The 17,415-nt window shown below is 67.6% G+C and carries 16 protein-coding genes, 1 tRNA gene and 1 pseudogene; 6 read left to right on the top strand and 12 right to left on the bottom strand.

Annotated elements, in window-relative coordinates; genetic code table 11:
- Positions 1 to 106 precede the first annotated feature (106 nt).
- The 3 genes and pseudogenes from ACIQF0_RS32795 to ACIQF0_RS32785 form a co-directional block, all read right to left on the bottom strand.
- A complete protein-coding gene (locus ACIQF0_RS32795; RefSeq protein WP_401036003.1) occupies positions 107 to 1,141 on the bottom strand; it encodes a hypothetical protein in 1,035 nt (344 codons plus the stop codon).
- A gap of 19 nt (positions 1,142 to 1,160) precedes the next feature.
- Entirely contained in the window at positions 1,161 to 1,622 is a 462-nt protein-coding gene (locus ACIQF0_RS32790; protein ID WP_401036000.1) for an NUDIX hydrolase, read from the bottom strand.
- An 8-nt stretch (positions 1,623 to 1,630) separates the two neighbouring features.
- A pseudogene (locus ACIQF0_RS32785) lies at positions 1,631 to 2,053 on the bottom strand (DUF5919 domain-containing protein); the annotation flags it as partial.
- Here ACIQF0_RS32785 and ACIQF0_RS32780 point away from each other — a divergent pair.
- A complete protein-coding gene (locus tag ACIQF0_RS32780) occupies positions 2,048 to 2,320 on the top strand; it encodes a hypothetical protein (RefSeq protein WP_401035997.1) in 273 nt (90 codons plus the stop codon). The pseudogene ACIQF0_RS32785 and the gene ACIQF0_RS32780 overlap by 6 nt on opposite strands.
- Complete coding sequence (locus ACIQF0_RS32775) at positions 2,317 to 3,480, top strand: lactate 2-monooxygenase (RefSeq protein WP_401035994.1); 1,164 nt, start codon at positions 2,317 to 2,319, stop codon at positions 3,478 to 3,480. The genes ACIQF0_RS32780 and ACIQF0_RS32775 overlap by 4 nt, the downstream gene beginning before the upstream one ends.
- Positions 3,481 to 3,537: 57 nt before the next feature.
- Here ACIQF0_RS32775 and ACIQF0_RS32770 read toward each other — a convergent pair whose 3' ends face one another.
- Genes ACIQF0_RS32770 through ACIQF0_RS32755 form a run of 4 tightly spaced genes read right to left on the bottom strand, consistent with a single transcriptional unit; the run spans position 3,538 to position 6,668 of the window.
- Positions 3,538 to 4,317, bottom strand: coding sequence for an ESX secretion-associated protein EspG (locus ACIQF0_RS32770; RefSeq protein ID WP_401035992.1), 780 nt, complete (start codon positions 4,315 to 4,317; stop codon positions 3,538 to 3,540).
- A 9-nt stretch (positions 4,318 to 4,326) separates the two neighbouring features.
- A complete protein-coding gene (locus ACIQF0_RS32765; protein ID WP_401035989.1) occupies positions 4,327 to 5,646 on the bottom strand; it encodes a PPE domain-containing protein in 1,320 nt (439 codons plus the stop codon).
- 4 nt (positions 5,647 to 5,650) lie between these two features.
- Positions 5,651 to 6,226, bottom strand: coding sequence for a DUF3558 domain-containing protein (locus tag ACIQF0_RS32760; RefSeq protein ID WP_401035987.1), 576 nt, complete (start codon positions 6,224 to 6,226; stop codon positions 5,651 to 5,653).
- Between the two features lie 16 nt (positions 6,227 to 6,242).
- Positions 6,243 to 6,668 carry a hypothetical protein gene (locus ACIQF0_RS32755; RefSeq protein ID WP_401035984.1) on the bottom strand — a complete coding sequence of 142 codons (426 nt, stop codon included), beginning with the start codon at positions 6,666 to 6,668 and terminating at the stop codon, positions 6,243 to 6,245.
- A 147-nt stretch (positions 6,669 to 6,815) separates the two neighbouring features.
- On the opposite strand from ACIQF0_RS32755, the gene ACIQF0_RS32750 reads away from it, so the two are divergent.
- Entirely contained in the window at positions 6,816 to 7,643 is an 828-nt protein-coding gene (locus ACIQF0_RS32750; protein ID WP_401035981.1) for a hypothetical protein, read from the top strand.
- Here ACIQF0_RS32750 and ACIQF0_RS32745 read toward each other — a convergent pair.
- Entirely contained in the window at positions 7,625 to 8,266 is a 642-nt protein-coding gene (locus ACIQF0_RS32745) for a helix-turn-helix domain-containing protein (protein ID WP_401035979.1), read from the bottom strand. The genes ACIQF0_RS32750 and ACIQF0_RS32745 overlap by 19 nt on opposite strands.
- 130 nt (positions 8,267 to 8,396) lie before the next feature.
- Between ACIQF0_RS32745 and ACIQF0_RS32740 the strand changes: the two genes are divergently transcribed.
- Positions 8,397 to 9,566 carry an alginate lyase family protein gene (locus ACIQF0_RS32740; protein WP_401035976.1) on the top strand — a complete coding sequence of 390 codons (1,170 nt, stop codon included), beginning with the start codon at positions 8,397 to 8,399 and terminating at the stop codon, positions 9,564 to 9,566.
- Between the two features lie 43 nt (positions 9,567 to 9,609).
- Here the strand turns inward: ACIQF0_RS32740 and ACIQF0_RS32735 are convergent.
- The 3 genes from ACIQF0_RS32735 to ACIQF0_RS32725 all read right to left on the bottom strand — a co-directional run bounded on the left by ACIQF0_RS32735 (position 9,610) and on the right by ACIQF0_RS32725 (position 12,883).
- Positions 9,610 to 9,681 (bottom strand) — tRNA-Val (locus tag ACIQF0_RS32735).
- A 52-nt stretch (positions 9,682 to 9,733) separates the two neighbouring features.
- Complete coding sequence (locus tag ACIQF0_RS32730; RefSeq protein WP_401035973.1) at positions 9,734 to 11,116, bottom strand: carbohydrate-binding protein; 1,383 nt, start codon at positions 11,114 to 11,116, stop codon at positions 9,734 to 9,736.
- Between the two features lie 123 nt (positions 11,117 to 11,239).
- Positions 11,240 to 12,883, bottom strand: coding sequence for a bifunctional 3'-5' exonuclease/DNA polymerase (locus tag ACIQF0_RS32725; RefSeq protein WP_401035971.1), 1,644 nt, complete (start codon positions 12,881 to 12,883; stop codon positions 11,240 to 11,242).
- Positions 12,884 to 13,028: 145 nt separating this feature from the next.
- On the opposite strand from ACIQF0_RS32725, the gene ACIQF0_RS32720 reads away from it, so the two are divergent.
- Both ACIQF0_RS32720 and ACIQF0_RS32715 read left to right on the top strand, forming a co-directional pair.
- Positions 13,029 to 13,949 (top strand): class I SAM-dependent methyltransferase, encoded by a 921-nt coding sequence (locus tag ACIQF0_RS32720; RefSeq protein ID WP_401035968.1) that lies wholly within the window; start codon positions 13,029 to 13,031, stop codon positions 13,947 to 13,949.
- Between the two features lie 111 nt (positions 13,950 to 14,060).
- A complete protein-coding gene (locus tag ACIQF0_RS32715) occupies positions 14,061 to 16,475 on the top strand; it encodes a hypothetical protein (protein ID WP_401035966.1) in 2,415 nt (804 codons plus the stop codon).
- On the opposite strand, the gene ACIQF0_RS32710 is transcribed toward ACIQF0_RS32715, so the two are convergent.
- On the bottom strand, positions 16,462 to 17,385 hold the full coding sequence (locus ACIQF0_RS32710; protein WP_360048373.1) for a proline dehydrogenase family protein: 924 nt from the start codon (positions 17,383 to 17,385) through the stop codon (positions 16,462 to 16,464). The two genes, ACIQF0_RS32715 and ACIQF0_RS32710, sit on opposite strands and share 14 nt — an antisense overlap.
- Between the last annotated feature and the right edge of the window lie 30 nt (positions 17,386 to 17,415).

Below are 17,415 nucleotides of genomic sequence, written 5' to 3'. Positions count from 1 at the left end.
TGCCCGGATGGATGCGAGCCACGCTGGTAGGCGACTGGCCCCGTGCGCGCCGCCGACGGCGGCGCCTTGATCCCATAAAGCAGAATTCAGCAGTCGATCGTGAAGCCTAGATGGGCGCCGGGGCCGGGTCGCTGCGGTGAGGCCCTGGCGTCCACATGGCCGCGCTGAAGCCGTTCGACTGAACAAAGCTCTCGTAATAGGGGAGAAAGCTTTCTCTGAGTGAGTCGGGCACTGAGGGCGGTCCTGTCGAGATCTCAGGCCCCGGGCCATGCGGGTAGTCAAGCACCGAGATCCCGCCGTCTTGAATCCCAATTCCGGAGAATCTATAGACGGCGACGTCCTTTTCGTTGACTACGGCGTGTTTGACGTCTAATCCTTGGTTCTGTTGCATATGAATGAAGAGTGGCACCAGGTGTTGCTCTTCAAGGCCGCCATTTTCCTCGCTGTATGATTCTGCTGCTCCGCAGAACATGTAGAAGGATTCAAGAAGGAGGATGAGTTGCAGTGGACGGTAAGTGCTGGTCTTGTTTGACGTCGGCATTGCGAGAAAGACTTCATGGAAATTAGACTGAAGGAGGGCCTCTCTGACGCCTTCTGATAGAAGGTCGGTGACTGAGTAGGCACTGTTGGCATCTGACTGAGGCGCAGCTCTGTCGAGTATGACGAGCTCTAGATGATCGAGTCCGTCGGTATAGCTGACCGACTTCCTGGTCTTTTCGAGGATTATCGACGCTAGCGCCTTTTGGTAGACGCTGTTTTCTGGATTCTGGCGAAGAATCCCGGGGAGGTTTTCATGCGTGACGGTACCGTCTTCGTCGGTGACCGTGACATGAGTAACCCGAAGCTCGTTGATGTCGTCCTTATGGCGGTAGTGTCCGCGGTAAATGATGTCCGTAAAGTAGTCAGGTATGAATGATAGGCGCGCGTCTGATTCGCTTCGGTAGAGAGTGGTTATTTCCACTCCGAACGCCGTGCTGCGCTCTTGTTGTTTCAGGATGAAGTCAGGCTTGTCTTGAGGTATTATCTCAAACTTCGATTTCGGGTAGACCAAGTCAAGTATGTACCGCTCGACCTCTCCTTTTGTGACTCGCGTACGAACCCTCTCGCTCGCGCCTGCGTTGCGCTCGGCTTCGTCTCGCAAACGAATCTCCCTTTTATGCTTAGGTGAAATATGGTTCTGCGCGGTTCTCGAATCCGCGCTTGAGGCGCATTAGGATAGACGGGTGAATGTTAAGCTCGGGTAGTTGGCCGTGTTCGACCCACATTACCTCTTTGGACTGGCTGCTAGTTTGCAGCTCGCCGCCGAGAAAGCGTGCACGAAAGCAGATCGAGAACTCTTGACGGACCTCGCCGTCGTCGTAGGCGATCACGTGATCAGGGTTGGAGTACAGCCCGATCAGGCCGGTCACCTCGACCTCAACGCCGGTCTCCTCCTTGACCTCCCGGACCGCCGCCTGAGCAAGCGTCTCGCCAACCTCCTGTTGTCCACCAGAGATGGCGTACTTGTCGTTGTCCGTCCGGCGGATCATCAGCAACCGTCCGGTTTCGTCCTGGACGAACGCGCTCACGGCGGGTCTGAGGCTGTTGGCCTTGGGGTCGTGGAAGTAGTCCACGCGGGCCATGTGGCTCCCTAGAACGTTGCTGGCTTCGGCAGGTTCCAGACGTGCTCGAAGCTCTCAGAGTAGGTCTCGAAGAGGTCGCCCGCACCGAGGCGGCGCAGGTGCAGGGCCGGAGCGTGCGCGCCCTGGAACCCGTACATGTGCGTGTTGATGATCATCTCGTCGTCGAACCGGAAGATCGAGTTGTAGAGCGTCGTCTTGTGGAACCGCAGTTCGATGCCGTCGACGTCGACCAGCGGGCGATGGAACGCCAACGCGTTGCGGATGCGGGAGCCGAGCGTGCCCTTGCCGAGCTGCTCTTCGTCGCTGCGTCGGGCAACTTCGAGGCTCGCGGGGTCACCGAAGATCAGCCGGATTCGCGCGCCAGCTGCTGCCTTCCTCTTGACATCGCGTACGAACGTCGGGCGCTCGACCAGGAAGATCCCCGCGTGCACGCGCTGAGGCACTTCTACGCCTCGGTGCTCCTCGACACTGGCGAGTCGATCAAAGCTCTGGCTGAGTGGCTCGGTCACGCTGACCCCGCGTTCACGATGCGCGTCTACATCTACCTGCTGCCGTCCAGCAGCGATCGGACGCGGAAGGCAGTGGACCGGGTGCTTGCGCCTCCGTCCAGTGACAACGAGCATGATCGGGTCGCCAAGGATGCTGACGACCTCGACGGCCAGGCTGACGGCCTGAGCGGATGGAGAGGCACAAAATGACTGGTCAGTTCGCCGCCTACCAGAACGAGATCTACCTGCAGGGGCTCGGTGGCGCCGTGCCGCCGTTCACCACCGATCCGGACGCGCTGGAGCAGTCCGCGCGCGACAGGCTCGGACCGGGCCCGTTCTGGTACGTGGCGGGAGGCGCGGGTTCGAGCGCCACCGTGCGGGCGAACCGCGAGGCGTTCGACCGCGTGCGGATCGTGCCGAGGATGCTGACCAACGCGACCGAACGGCACCTCGGCGTCACCGTGCTGGGCACCGAGTTGCCGGCGCCGGTGATGCTCGCACCCGTTGGCGTGCAGTCGATTCTGCACCCGGACGGCGAGCTGGCAACGGCGCGGGCGGCGGCTGAGCTCGGTGTGCCGATGGTGCTGTCGACGGCCTCGTCGCACACCATCGAGGAGGTCGCCGAGGCGTCCGGCGACGGGCCGCGCTGGTACCAGCTCTACTGGCCGAACGATCCCGACGTGTGCGCGTCGTTGCTGGATCGGGCGCGCAAGGCCGGGTACACGGCGCTGGTCGTCACTTTGGACACTTGGACGTTGGCGTGGCGGCCGCACGACCTGGACCAGGCCTACCTGCCGTTCCTGCGTGGGGTGGGCACGGCGATTCCGTTCAGCGACCCGGTTTTCCGCGCCGGCCTGCAGAAGTCGCCCGAGGAGGACCTGCCGATGGCGATCCTGCGGTGGGTGCAGCTGTTCACCGGCACCGACAAGTCGTGGGACCAGTTGTCGTTCCTGCGCGAGCACTGGGACGGGCCGATCGTCCTGAAAGGAATCCAGCACGCGGACGACGCGCGCAAGGCTGTCGAGTACGGAATGGACGGTGTCGTCGTCTCGAACCACGGCGGGCGTCAGGTGGACGGCGCGGTCGGCTCGCTGGACGCGTTGCCGTCCATCGTCGAGGCGGTGGGGGAGCAGATCGACGTGCTGTTCGACTCCGGGATCCGCACCGGCGCGGACATCGTGAAGGCGCTGGCGTTGGGTGCCAAGGCCGTGATGGTGGGGCGGCCCTTCGCGTACGGGCTGGCGCACGGCGGTCAGGTCGGCGTGAAGCACGTGCTGCGCAGCCTGCTCGCGGACTTCGACCTGACGCTGGGGCTGTCGGGTCACCGCAGCCCGGCCGACCTGGGGCCGGACGCGCTGCGGTTCTCCTGAACGACGTCGGCCGGGCCGCAGCTGCGACCCGGCTGACGTGGCAGTTCTTCTTCGCCTTTACGGCATGGTGGCGGTCATCCGCGCCAGCGTGCCGAAGTCGGCTGGCTGCACCCGCAGCCAGCCGTCGCTCTTGGCCGCGAGGTACCGCCCGCTCGGTGTGTCGATGTACGTGAGCGGGTTGACGCAGCGCTGCTTGCGGCCCAGGTGGTCGCGCTTGGCCGAGAAGACCTGGCCGCCACCGGTGCGCGGCTGGCTCATGATCTCGTTGAGCTGCGCGACCAGTTGGTCGTTGGGCGTGCTCGTCGGCCTGCTCTGCTGCATGAACGAGCCGGTGTCCTCGTAGGCCTGCCGCGGCTTCTGCTGCAGCGCCTCCTCGGGCAGCGTGATCGGGTTGCCCCTGCCCGCCGGTGTGGGCGGCAACGCGCCGACCAACGCCTGCGGTGCCTCGTCCGCGCGCACCGGTTCGAGGACGAACTGCTGGTCCTGGGTGAGCAGGATCCGCAGAGCGTCCTGGCCGTTCGACACGACCAGCACGCTCTGCTGCGGGCCGTCCTTCAAGCTGAAGAACGCCCAGTACTCCACACCCGCCTCGACCACGAGCCGCAACGCGTTCGCCAGATCCGGGTGGATCTGCCCGCCGCGCGCGAGCCCGTACTGCTCGAGCTGCGCCCACGCCGACCGCTGCAACCGTTCGAGCTCGCTCACGTCGCCCGACTCGAGGAGATCCTCGTCGAAGTCGACCTGAGCGATCAGTGCACGGTGCAGCGTCGGCAGGCCCGCGGCCTGCCACGCCTGGTAGAGCGCCGTGACAGGGATTGCGACCCTGCTCCGCAGCACGATTCCCCCTTATCCGCCGATGACCGGCGGAGCAACCATCGTTCCGTCGCCGAAGATGTCCTCGGTCTCCTGCAGGTAGGACGCGGACTTGTGCTCCTTGTCCTCCTCGCCGTCGCCACGACCGCCACCGGCGCCCATACCTCCGGCGCCCATGCCGCCCGCACCACGGCCACCGGCACCCGCGGCACCGGCACCGGACGGCCCGAAGCCACCGGCGCCACCACGACCGTCACCGGCAACACCGGACGCGCCACCGAAGCCGCTGCCCATGCCGCCGGGACCACCCATGCCCTTGGCCGCCGCGGCACCACCGAGGCCGCCACCGCCGGGTCCGCCGAGGCCACCGCCACCGCGACCACCGCCGGCACCACCACCGCCACCGCCGCCAGGCCCGCCAAGGCCACGGCCACCGGGTCCACCGGGACCGTTGGGGCCGCCAGGACGGTTGCGCGGGTTGTTGGGGTCGAGCGGGCCACCAGGACGACGCGGGTCGTTCGGGTTGAACACGCCGTCCGGCGGCTGGGTCGGCACGCCGATGTTGGGCGGCGGGCGCCGTCCACCGTCATCGGTGGGAGGTGGGGTGAACTTGGGGTCGTTGACGCCGGACGTGCCGGTGTCGTCGCCTCCGCCGGTGCCCGGCGGCTTCCACGAGGACAGGTCCGTGCCGTCCTGGCCACCGCCGGTGCGGTCCCCGCCACCACCGGGCGGAGTGCCGATGTTGGGTGGCGGCTCGCTCTTCATGCCGATGGTGCCGATGTTCTTGTCGCCGCCCGGCTCCTGCTCGACGGACCCTTCATTAGCGGTCGGAGCGATGAACGTCGGCTGGTTGCTCATGCTCGCGTTGACGGCGCCCGCGTACTGGTTGAACGCGCGGACGTTCTGCTCGCTGACCTGCTGGTTCTTCTCGAGCGCCTTGTCGTAGTCGGTGTCCCACGGGCGCCAGTCGTTCAAGAACGGCTTGTCGGGGACGGTCGGTGGCATCGACATCGAGTTCTTGGCGTCGACGTACGCGCTGCCGACGGTGTCCGCCGTCGTGCCTGCCTGAGTCGCCGACTCACCGGTGACGGTCGCCCAGGTCGCGAGCGGTGAGGTGCCTCCGCGGGCCGAGTCGGCCGCAGAGCCCTCCCAGGCGGCGCCGGAGTCGCTCACAGCCTTCTCGATCAACTGCGCGACGTCCCCGTGTCCGGTGGACAGAGTGCGCCAGGCCTGTGAGGTGACCGAAGTGCTCTGGCCAGGGCCTTTGCCGTTCGCGAACCACTTGTAGATCGTTTCGCCGCCCGCGAAGGGGAGCATCGCGAAACCGCCGATGTTCGGCTCATCCCCAGCCATCTCGCTACCCCTTCAGGTTTGTGATGATCAGCTGTGCGACCCGCTCGGACTCCGTGCAGGCGGGCTTGGTCGCGCGCTCGTCTGCGGCGGTGGCGACCTGAATGGTGATCGAGTCGGTCTTCCCGGCCTGCAGCGTGGTCAGGCAACCGGTCGACGCGTCGGTCTGACTCGTCGAGTAGAGCCGCACGCCGTCGATCTTCTTGTCGGTGAAGACAGGGTTGGTCTTGACGTTGTTGACCATGTCCTCGAAGGACTTGTTCTCGGTCACGTGCACCGTGTACTTCGAGTTCTTGATGACGTCCTGGCCCCTCCACACGCAGTTGGGGCCGAGTTCGCCGGTGCCGGGCTCTGGAGCTCGCACAGAACCGAGCGTCGTCACCTGGCTCGCGGTGAGGATGCTGCACGGGTTGCTCACGTACTTGGCGATGCTGAGTCCGGCGCCGGACCCATCGCTCGTGGGCTCGCTGCTCGTCTGCCCGGTGCCGGTCGGCTGCGCCGTCGTCGGATTGCCGCCGGTCTGGGAGGTCGTGCACCCCGCCAGGGCGCCGAACGCGAGCACAGCGGTGAGCAGGGCGGTCATGCGCTTCAAGATCGTGTCAGCCCTTCATCGCGGACTGCGCCGCGTCGTCGGTGGCTTTGTACTCGGCAAGAGCCTTCTCGATGTTCTTGACGGTCTGTTCCAGCGCTTTCTGCGCTTCCTGGTTCGCCCACAGATACCCGCCAGGCTCGGCACCCGCAGTCTTGCGCATCGCGAGCGTCGCATAGCCGCTGTAGGGGTCCGGCCCAGGAGCACCCGAGTTCTGGATCTCGTCGGACTTGTCCCTGAGATCGATCAGCTTCTCGATCGCCTTCTTCAGGCCGTCGATCATCTTCTGCGCCTGGTCAGGATCGACGCTGAACTTCGCGACTCCGCCACCGCCCGCACCAGCGGCTGCTCCCGCCGCGGCACCCATGGCGGCGCCGACACCCTTGCCGACGGCCCCGGAAGTGCTCACGGGTACGAGTGCGTCGAACATCAGCATCCTGGCCAGCTCCCCTCAGAACTCCACACCCCTGTTAGAGGATTTTCGCATAGGACCGGTTCCCCGCGGAGTCGAACGGATCAGCTGATCAGGTCACATGGCCGATTCGTTCAAGACCGCACACGGTGACCGGCATAGGTTCGAGGCATGATCGAACAGGCGAGGAACTTCCTCTGGCTCAACGCCCGCACGCTGGAACAGCGCTGGTTCGAACACGCTTTCGCCGGCGGAAGCGCCGAGCACGTGGTCAGCGCCGTGCTGGCCTACCGCAACGACGACGGCGGCTACGGGTACGGCCTCGAACCCGACCACCGCGGTCCCACCAGCCAGCCGCTGCACGCCCTGCGCGCGCTTCAGGTGTTCGTCGAGGTCAACGCCCCGGAGCAGGCCGAATCGATCCTGCGCTGGCTCACCGACACCTGCCCGGACGGAAGTGTCCCGTTCGGCATGTCCACCTCGAAGGACCACCCCAAGGCACCCTGGGTCGCCGCCGACGACCAGGGCGGACTCCTCCTGACCGCCCAGATCGCCGCCGCCCTCCACGCGCTCGGCACGACCCACCCGTGGCTCGACAAGGCCACGGACTACTGCTGGCAGGAGATCGAGAAGCTCGAGCAGACCCACCCGTACGAGCTGCGAGCTGCGGCGATGTTCCTGGACGAGGTGCCGGACCGGGCCCGTGCCGAGCTCGCGGCGGAGAAGCTCAAGCACCTCCAGCCGAGCACCGAGGGATACGCGGACGGCGAAGCGCTCGAGCCGCACACCTACGCGCAGAAGCCCACCAGCCTCGCCTGCGGCTGGTTCACCGAGAAGGAACTGGCCGAAGACCTCGACGAACTCGAACGGGGCCAGCAGGAGGACGGCGGCTGGAACTTCGGCTTCCCCGCCTTCACCCCGATCGTCGACTTCGAATGGCGTTCCATCGCCACGGTCGACGCACTGCTGACCCTGCGCCGCTACGGCCGGATCAGCTGACCCAACGGCACTCCGGCCAGCGCACGCACCTCGCGGGCCAGGTGAGCCTGGTCCGCGTAGCCGGCCTCGAAGGCGACGGCGGCGAACGGCACCCCGCTCCAGGCCAGCCGAAGGGCCGCGTCGAACCGCAGCACCCGCTGCAACACCTTGGGCGGATACCCGAACGCGTCCAGGCACCGCCGCCGCAGCTGACGTGAGCTCAGCCCGATCTCCCACGCCGCCGACGCCACGTCCACGGAACGCAGCAACGAGGCCGTCGCGGCCACCGCCGGATCCACGACCACCCGCGAAGCGCAGAACGCCACCATCTCGGAGAACGACGAGAGCCGCGCGGCAGGCACCAGGTCGGACAACGGCACCCGCAGATCCCGGACGGCGTGCGCGGGCACCCCGAACACCGACGGAAACGCTCCCGGCGGCAACCTCACCCCGTACAACGTCCCGGGAGCGACCACGGCGAGCTGAGCCGAAGCGTCCGGACCGGCCACGAACAACGCGCCGGTGGCGGGCGCCCACATCAGGTCGGTGCAGCCGTCCGGCACCACCCGCTGCACGGTCGGCGAAGACACCGTCCGCGTCCAGAGGCAGGCCAGACCCGCGGGAGCAGGACGTTCGGCGTACACCGGTCCATTGTCTCAGCTCCGCAAGAGGACCGGACCTGTTTCCGGTCCCTGCAAACGTTGTCATCCGTGGTAGGCAAGAACAAAACTCCCGTCGCCACACCCCACGAGGAGACGACCAAAGGACAACTTCATGCGAGGCAAACCCCTGCACAAAGCCTTGGCGGCAGCGACAGCGGCGTTGCTCCTGCTGACCGGAGCGCCGTCGGCCCAGGCCGCCCCGCCCACGTTCACCCACCCCGGCGTGCTCGTGAGCAAGGGTCAGCTGGACGTCATGCGCACCCGCGTCAACGCCGGCACCCAACCGCAAAAGCGGGCCTACGACGCGATGATGGGCTCCCGGTACGCGTCCCTGTCGTACACGCCGCACCCACGCGCGGTGGTCGAGTGCGGCCCGGTGTCCAACCCCAACAACGGCTGCACCGACGAACGCGAAGACGCCATCGCCGCCTACACCCACGCACTGGCCTGGTACGTGACGCGCGACGCCAGGTACGCCACCAAGGCCATCCAGATCATGGACGCCTGGTCCGCCACGATCCGCGATCACACCCACGACAACGCCCACCTGCAGACGGCGTGGTCGGCGTCGAGCTGGCCGCGCGCCGCGGAGATCATCAAGCACGTCTACGGGACCTGGCCCAACGCGGGCAGGTTCGGCACGATGCTGCGCAACGTCTACTACAACGAGATCCAGGGCAGCGACCCCCGCACGGGCAACTGGGAGCTCAGCATCGCCGAGGCCATCGTCGGCATCGGCGTGTTCCTGGACGACAAGGCCATCTACGACCGCGGCATCAGCCTCTACCGCGCGAGGGTCCCCGCGTTCATCTACCTCACGTCGGACGGCGCGCTGCCGAAAACCGTGCCCAGCAACAACCTCAACACCCGCGAGAAGATCATCGGCTTCTGGCACGACCAGTCGACGTTCGTGAACGGCCTCACCCAGGAGACCTGCCGCGACTTCGTCCACACGGGATACGGCCTGTCCGCGATCTCGCACGTGGCCGAGACCTCCCGCATCCAGGGTGTCGACCTCTACCCCGAGGTCGGCACGCGCCTGCGTGAGGCACTGGGCTTCCAGGCCACCTACGAACTGAACGGCCCGCCGTCGTGGCTGTGCGGGGGAGCGGTCAAACGCGGCCTCGGCCCGATCACCGAGGTCGGCTACAACGCCATGCACAACCGGCTCGGCAACCCGATGCCCAACACCGAGACGTGGACGACCCAGCGCCGCCCGCTCGGCACCAACAACCTGTTCGTGTCGTGGGAGACGCTGACCCACGGCGACAACCTGGGCTAGAACAAGAAGAAGGGCCCGTCGGCAGACGGGCCCTTCTCTCAAGTGGACGATACTGGGATTGAACCAGTGACCCCTACCGTGTCAAGGTAGTGCTCTCCCGCTGAGCTAATCATCCGTGTCGTACGGATGACATTCTAGCGGACGAACCGGTCCCTTCGCTCAGGGGGTCAGAGGCCGAACTTCACCCAGTTCACGCTCACGTAAGCCGCCGGCTGGCCGCTCGTGAACGTCACGTACACGTCGTGCGTGCCGGAGATGTTCGAGATGTTCGCGGGGATCGTTCTCCACGCATCCCACCCACCGGTGTTGCCGACCGCGAACGAACCCGCCGGAGTCGCCGTGCGCGATCCGAGCCGCACCTCGACCAGGCCGCTCACCCCACTCCCGGCGCCGGAGGCGACGCGAGCGAGGAACTGGGTCGCGGGGCCGTTGCCGAAGTTCACGCCGGAGAACTTCAGGTAGCCGCCGTTCGCGATCTGATGAACGCCGGAACCACCATCCCCTGGCGCCACCGAGCCACCGGAGCGTTCCGAGGCGTTCTCCGCCTGCAGCTCGCTGTACGCGGAACCCCCACCGCCGGGGTTCGACGTGGTGGTCGTGGTCGTCGGGGGAGTGGTGGTCCCGCCACCAGCCGAGAAGACGGCCACGTAGTCCACGACCATCGAGTGCCCGGATTGCGTGGCCGCGACAGGGGTCGGCTGGTTGTTGTTCAGCGCGTTCGGGAACGCGCCGCCCATCGCCAGGTTGAGCAGGATGAAGTGCCCCGCGTGCGACGTCATCGCGTTCCACACGTTGACGCCGACCCGGGCCTGCGTGACCTGGTGGAACGACTGGCCGTCGACGAACCAGGTGAACGTCTTCGCGGCGTCGTCCCACTCGAAGCGGTAGGTGTGGAAGGCGGACTGGCAGGACGAGCCGGGGCACGCCCGCGAGTTGCCGATGCCGGTGAACTCGCCGCAGGCACCGCCGGGAGCGACGTCGCAGTGCAGCACGCCCCAGACGGAGTTGATGCCGTTGACGTTCTCCATGATGTCGAACTCGCCGATGCCCGGCCAGTTCCAGTAGTTGCCGCGGTACGGCGCGCCCAGGGTCCAGAACGCGGGCCAGTAGCCCAGAGCGGCCTCGCCGGTCACGTTCGGCATCTGGATCCGGCCCTCGATGGCGAGCTTGCCGCCCGCCGGAGGCTTGAAGTTGGAGCGCTGGGTCTCGATGCGCGACGACGTCCAGTTGCCCGCGCCGTCCTTCAACGCGGTGATGCGCAGGTTGCCGTTGCCGTCGAGCTTCAGGTTGTTGGTGCTGTTCGTGTAGTTCTGGATCTCCCCGGTGCCCCAGTTGGCAGGTCCGCCGGGGTAGCCGTGGCCGGTGTCGATGATCCAGTTGGAGCTCGACGGCAGCGATCCGTTGGAACCGTTGAAGTCGTCACCCCACACCTGCGTCCATCCCGCTGCAGGGGGAGGGATCGAAGCGTTGGCGGACATGGCGGCGATCGCCAGGGGTACCGCGGCAATAAGAGCTGTCGTGGCCGCGAGGATGCGGCGGCGTTGCCTCATGCGCGAGTGACCTCCTTGTCACGGGTGCAGTCCACTTATGAGAGCGCTCTCACGGTGTAAGAACAAGCGCCCGTTCGGACCAACGACGCAGAACGCACGAGGACACGAGCGTCTCGTTTGGACTTATTTCGCGTCTGCGTAGCAGGTCACGGGCACCGCGTTCATCGGGAAGCGCACCGCGGTGTCGCCGAACAGAAGGCGCGTCGCCTCCCGCCCGGCCTCGGCGATCGCCTCGATCACGGCGTCGGCGTCGGCGACCGGGCAGTGCACGAGCACCTCGTCGTGCTGGAAGAACACCAGCTGCGCGTCGGCGGGCAACCGGCTGCGCAGCACGCCCAGCAACGCCGCCGTCCAGTCCGCCGCGCTGCCCTGGACCACGAAGTTGCGGGTGAACCGGCCCCAGTTGCGCGCCGCCTGCCGCGACGAGCTCGACGACTCACCCGACTCGTCGGCGCCGCCGGTCAGCTCCTGCCACGCCGCCGACGGCGTGGGTGACGTGCGCCCCAGCCTCGTGCGCACCATCCGGCCCTGCTCGCCGGCGCGCGCGGCGCTCTCCACGTAGCCGACGGCGACGGGAAACCTCTTGCGCAGCACGGCGAGCAGCGGCCCGGCCTCCCCCGAGGTGCCGCCGTACATCGCCGACAGCATCGCGATCTTCGCGCGCGGCCGTTCGCCCTTGAACGAGTCTTCCGCCAGCGCCGCGTAGAGATCGTCGTCCGTGCACACCTCGATCAACCGCGAATCCCCTGACAGCGCAGCGAGAATCCGCGGTTCGAGCTGCGACGCGTCCGCCGCCACCAGGCACCAGCCGTCGTCCGCGATCACGGCCTGGCGCATCAACCGCGGAATCTGCAACGCCGCCCCGCCCCGCGACGCCCAACGCCCGGAAACCACGCCACCGACGACGTAATCAGGCCGGAACCGCCCCTCCGAAACCCACGCATCGAGCCACGACCAGCCGTGCGCCACCCACAGTCGTGCCCGCTCCTTGTAGTCCAGCAGCGGTGCGACGGCGGGGTGGTCGACCTTCTTCAGCACCCACCGCCGCGCCGACGGCACCTCGACGCCGGCCCGCGCGAACGCCCGCACGATGCTGGCCGGCGCGTCCGGGTTCATCTCCTTGCCGCCGAACGCCTCCTGGATCTGGTCCGCCAGGTCCTGCAACAACTTCGGCCGCTGACCGGGCGCCGGGCGAGGTCCGAGCACCTCCTCCAGCAGCCGGGTGTGCACGTCCTCCCGCCACGGCAACCCGTGGAACGTCATCTCCGCCGCCACCAGCGCCGACGCCGACTCCGCCGCGATCAGCAACCCCAAGGCCGGATTCCGTTGCTGCGAACGGAAAACCATCGACAACGCGGCCAGCTCGTCCGTGTCGCCGGGCAGCACCACCGGCTCCGGCCCGAACAACGTCAGCGCGTCGTCCTTCTTCGGCGGCCCGACGTCGGCAGGAGCGGGCAGCCCGAGCACTCGCGCCAACGCGCCGGGCAGCTCCTTCGGCTCGCGATGCCGGCCCTCAGCACCCAGCAGCAGCGACTCGGTCAGATGCAGGTCCCAGCACCGGTCGACCCGCACCCCGGCGGCCAGCAGCACGGGGTAGATCTCGGACGTGTCCGCCCACACCCAGCGCGGCCTGTGGGCGCGCTCCAGCGACGCGACGGCAGAAGCCGGTGACGAAGCTGTCATCACGGGACCAGAAGGCGTCCCGTCGTCGTGCAGCTTCTGCCACCGCCCGGCACCATCGGCGTCGACAACCAGAGCGACCAGCACACTCAAATTGTGCAGGTCAGGTCTGACAATTTCAGTCCAGGCTGAACCAAAGACCGGAAACGTTTGCAAGAAACCACAGGTCATCCCCTAGTGGAAGCGCTGCCACAGTGCCAAACCAAGGAACGCTCACCTTGGGAGAGCTCTCATGACCAACGGCAACGCGGCCACCGGCCTGCGCGACCTCAACGCCGGCATCCCCGACGCGGCCCAGCTCAAGGGCGCTGTCTCGGCCGTCTACGACGACGTGGCGTCGTGGTCGCGGACAGGCGACTTCTGGAACTGGGGCATGCACTGCCCCGAACTGCTGAACGAGCTCAACAGCCTGCGCCCGAACTTCAACGCGGGCGTGAGCGACGGGTTCTCGGAGCAGCTCTACTTCCAGACCCTGCGCGGGCTGCCGTACACGACCAGCGACTTCAGGACCCTCAAGGTCCTCGAGGTCGGCTGCGGCATGGGCGAGGGCCTCAACTTCCTCACCCGCCTGATCGACCCGGCGCAGGCGGTCGGCCTCGACATCTCCGGCGCGGCCATCCGCAGGGCCAACGCGATCCTCGCGCGCGGCGACCGGCTCACCTACGTCGAGGGCGACGCGGAGAGCCTGCCGTTCGAGGACGGCGAGTTCGACCTCGTCATCAACGTCGAGAGCTCGCACAACTACCCCGACGTCGAGAAGTTCTTCCGCGAGGTCGCGAGGGTCCTCAAGCCCGGCGGCCACTTCTCGATCATCGACGTCTTCGACCCCCGCTCCAACCAGCGGTTCCGGAACAGCCTGCAGCAGGACGTCACCGAGTTCGACTGGATCGCCGAGCGCGACGTCACGGAGAACGTGAAGAGCGCGATCCGCCAGCGGATGGCTCCCGGCAGCTTCTTCCGCAAGGAGTACGCCCGCAAGCAGATGCCGTTGCGCGCCCGGATCATCGGTGGCCTCGGCGGCGCGCACTACGCCGGCGCCGACTTCATCGGTCACAAGGACACGCTGTCGAAGGTCCTGGAGCTCGCCCGCATCCGGACGAAGTTCGTCGGCGAGTACGAGAGCTACCGGCACCACCTCGCGCGTCGGGCGTAGCTGTTGGACCTTCTCCAAGCCAGTAGGCGATGGGGTGAAGGAAAAACGGGAAAAGGCCACGATGGTGTGGTCTTGCTACCCCTGACCTGACCTGCGACCGACTATGAAGTGGTGGACCGAGCACTCAGCGTCGCCGCATTGCTGGATCCCACCCATCAGGTGGTCCCCTTTCACGGCAGAGAATCCGAGCTGAACACACTCACGCTGTGGCGCGACAGCCCCGCGCCGCAGGCGTCTCTGCTGCTGCACGCCCCGGCGGGCGCGGGCAAGACCAGGCTGCTCCAGCACTTCCAGGAGGAGCTCTGGGACGACGACGCGCACGGCAGGCTGCTGGTGATCGACGACGCCGATCGCCTCCGGTGGCAGGACGTCTTCCTGCTGCTGCAGGACACGCTCCGGCACGGACCGGCGCGCACGCGGGTGCTGCTGGCGGCGAGGACCACGGGCTGGTGGTGGTCCTCCACCCGCCAGCGCATCGCGGACTTCGACCACGAGGTCACCGCCCTCGAACTGGCCGCGACGCTCGACGACCGGGCCGAGTCGTTCACGCTGGCCTGCCAGCACTTCGCCAAGCACCTCACCGTCACCGCACCCGACGAGCCGCCGCCGAACATCGCCGGGGAAACAGTCCTCGACCTGCACATGGCCGCGCTGACCGCGGTGCACGGCGACCCGTGCGACGTGAACCGCACCCAGCTCGTGCGGCAGCTCCTCAAGCGCGACGAGGGCCGCAAGACCGGTCGCATCGCCGAGGACTACCTCGCGGTCGCCACCCCCGGCACCCCGGACCCTGACCTGCTGGCGCGTGCCGCCCAGCGCTGGCCGAACCTCAGGCCCGCACTCGACGAGCTCGTCACCGGCAACCCGGAGATCGTGCGCGACCTGGCCCGCGACAGCCTCCGCATCGCCGCGGAGATCGGGTCGTTCGCCACCCTGGAGACCATCGCGCGGCAGATCTTCCGCGACGAGCGCTTCGCCACCGACGCGATCCCGTCGATCCTCACCCACCGGCTGATCGACCGCGCCGACGACGTCCTCGAACGCGCCGAGATGTACGGGATGCTCAGCGCCCGCACGATGCTGTGCGGCCTGCGCCAGGAGTCCGTCGAGGCCTCGCAGGCCGAGGTCGAGTGCTACCGCGAACTCGTGGAGCAGGACCGGGAGAACCGCCCGCTGCTCGCGGACGCGTTGGGAGACCTGGGACTCCGGCTGATCAACGCGCAGCGGGGCGACGAGGTGCTCGCCGTCTCCGAGGAGGCGATCGACCTCTGGCGCGAGATCGCGGAGGACGACCCGGAGACCATCCCGCAGCTCGCGTCCGCCCTGGAGCAGATCAGCTACCGCTACCAGACGCTCGGCCGCGACGAGGACGCGATGACCGCCATCAGCCGCGCCACCCTGCTCTTCCAGGAGCTCGCGAAGAACCACCCGGCGCTGTTCCGCGCCGACTTCGCCAGGGTCGCCGCCGCGATGGCCCGCCGCTTCCACGTCGAGGGCAACCGGCAGCACGCCGCCGACTCGATGCAGCTCTCCATCGCGAACTGGCGGGTGCTCGCCCAGGAGGACCCGCGCTTCGAACCGGAACTCGCCCGCAACCTCGTCGCGGCGGGCACCATGCTCGTCGACCTGGGCAGGGCGGAGGCCGCCAGCGAGGCGTTGAAGGAGGCCATCGACCTGTTCCGCCGGCTCGCCGTCGCGAACCCCGAGACGTTCGGCACCGACCTCGCCGAGGCGCTCACCCAGCGCAGCCAGGCGTTGAGCGAACTGGCCGACGACATCGACGCCGCGCTCACCGCACGTGAGGCCGTGATGCTCTGGCGTGAGACGGGGGACCGCAAGGGCCTGGGCGCCGCACTGCTCAACGTCGCCGAGGTCGTGGGCGACGTCGCCGCGGCCGAGGAAGCCGTTGAGGTGTACCGGGAACTGGCTACCGAAGACCTGGTCTGGAACCAGGCGGGCCTCGTGATCGCCCTCGCGTCCCTGGTCCAGCAACAACTCCTGCACGATCAGGACGAGCAGGCGTTGCAGACCGCCGACGAGTGCCTCGACCTCTGCCACCGCCTGCCGTCGCAGCTCGTCGAGTTCTTCGGCGCGAAACTGGCGCCACCGCTGCAGAACACGGCCCGCGCACTGTCCGAAGCGGAGCATCACGTCCGCGCGTTGCGGATGTCCGAGTTCGCGGTCGGCGTCTGCCAGGCCCTGAAGGCCAGAACGGCGCCCACCGTCTACCTCTCGGCCCTCCAGCAGCACGTGTGCCGACTCCGTGGCGCGGAACGGAAAGAAGAAGCGCGCAACACCGCGCACACGGCCGTGGTGCTGTGGCACATGGCAGGCCTCGACCTCGACCGCCACGCCGGCTACGGCGACGCGCTGACGATCTACGGCAGGCTGTGCGCGGAGACGAAGCACGAGACGGCGAAAGCACTTCGGCTCACCCACCGCGCGGCTGAGATCTTCCGCGAGGCGGGTGAGCCGGTGAAGTTGCGGTTCGCCCTCGAGACGGCCGCGGAGCTCAGCTCTTCGTGAGCAGCGAGCGCACGAAGAACGCCACGTTGGCCGGACGCTCCGCGAGGCGGCGCATGAAGTAGCCGTACCACTCGTCGCCGTACGGGACGTAGACGCGCATGCGGTTGCCCTCGGCGGCGATGCGGCGCTGCTCCTCGGGCCGGATGCCGTACAGCATCTGGAACTCGTAGGTGTCCTTCGAGCGCGCGGACGCCAGGTCGGCGGCGATCGCGATCAGGCGCGGGTCGTGCGAGGCCACCATCGGGTAGCCCTGTCCCTCCATCAGCACCTTCAGGCACCGCACGTACGACAGGTCGACGTCGTGCTTGTCCTGGAACGCAACGGAAGCAGGCTCCTGGTAGGCGCCCTTGCACAGCCGCACCCGCGAACCGGAGTACGCGAGGTCGCGGCAGTCCTGCTCCGTGCGGTGGAGGTACGCCTGCAACACCGCGCCGACCCACGGGAAGTCCACCCGCAGCTCGCGGAGGATGCCCAGCGTCGAGTCCGTGGTGGTGTGGTCCTCCATGTCCAGCGTCACGGTCGTGCCGACGACAGCGGCGGCGGCACAGATGCGACGGGCGTTCTCCAGCGCGATCTTCTCGCCGTCGATCGCCAGCGACTGCCCGACGGCGGACAGCTTGACCGACACCTCGGCGCCCTCGGTGAGGCCGAAGGCCTCCAGCCGGGACAGCAGCGTCAGGTACGCCTCGACGGTGTCGTTGGCCTGCGACTCCTCGAAGGTGTCCTCACCGAGGTGGTCGAGGGTCACGAGACGACCGTCACCGAGCACCTCGGCGGTCGCGCGGATCGCGGAGTCGACGTCGGCACCGGCGACGAACCGCTCGACGACGGGCCGGGTCAGCGGCGTCGACTCGACGAGCTTGCGGGCGCTCGCGTTGCGGGCCGCGAAAAGAAGGCTGGAGCGCAACATGGTTCACGTCCTCAGGGTGTGAAAGGTGAG

The organism is Lentzea sp. NPDC092896, from assembly GCF_044754905.1.
Classification (GTDB): Bacteria; Actinomycetota; Actinomycetes; order Mycobacteriales; family Pseudonocardiaceae; genus Lentzea.
The sequence above is the reverse complement of the archived record's forward strand: the minus strand, read 5'-3'. Positions and strand labels throughout refer to the sequence as shown.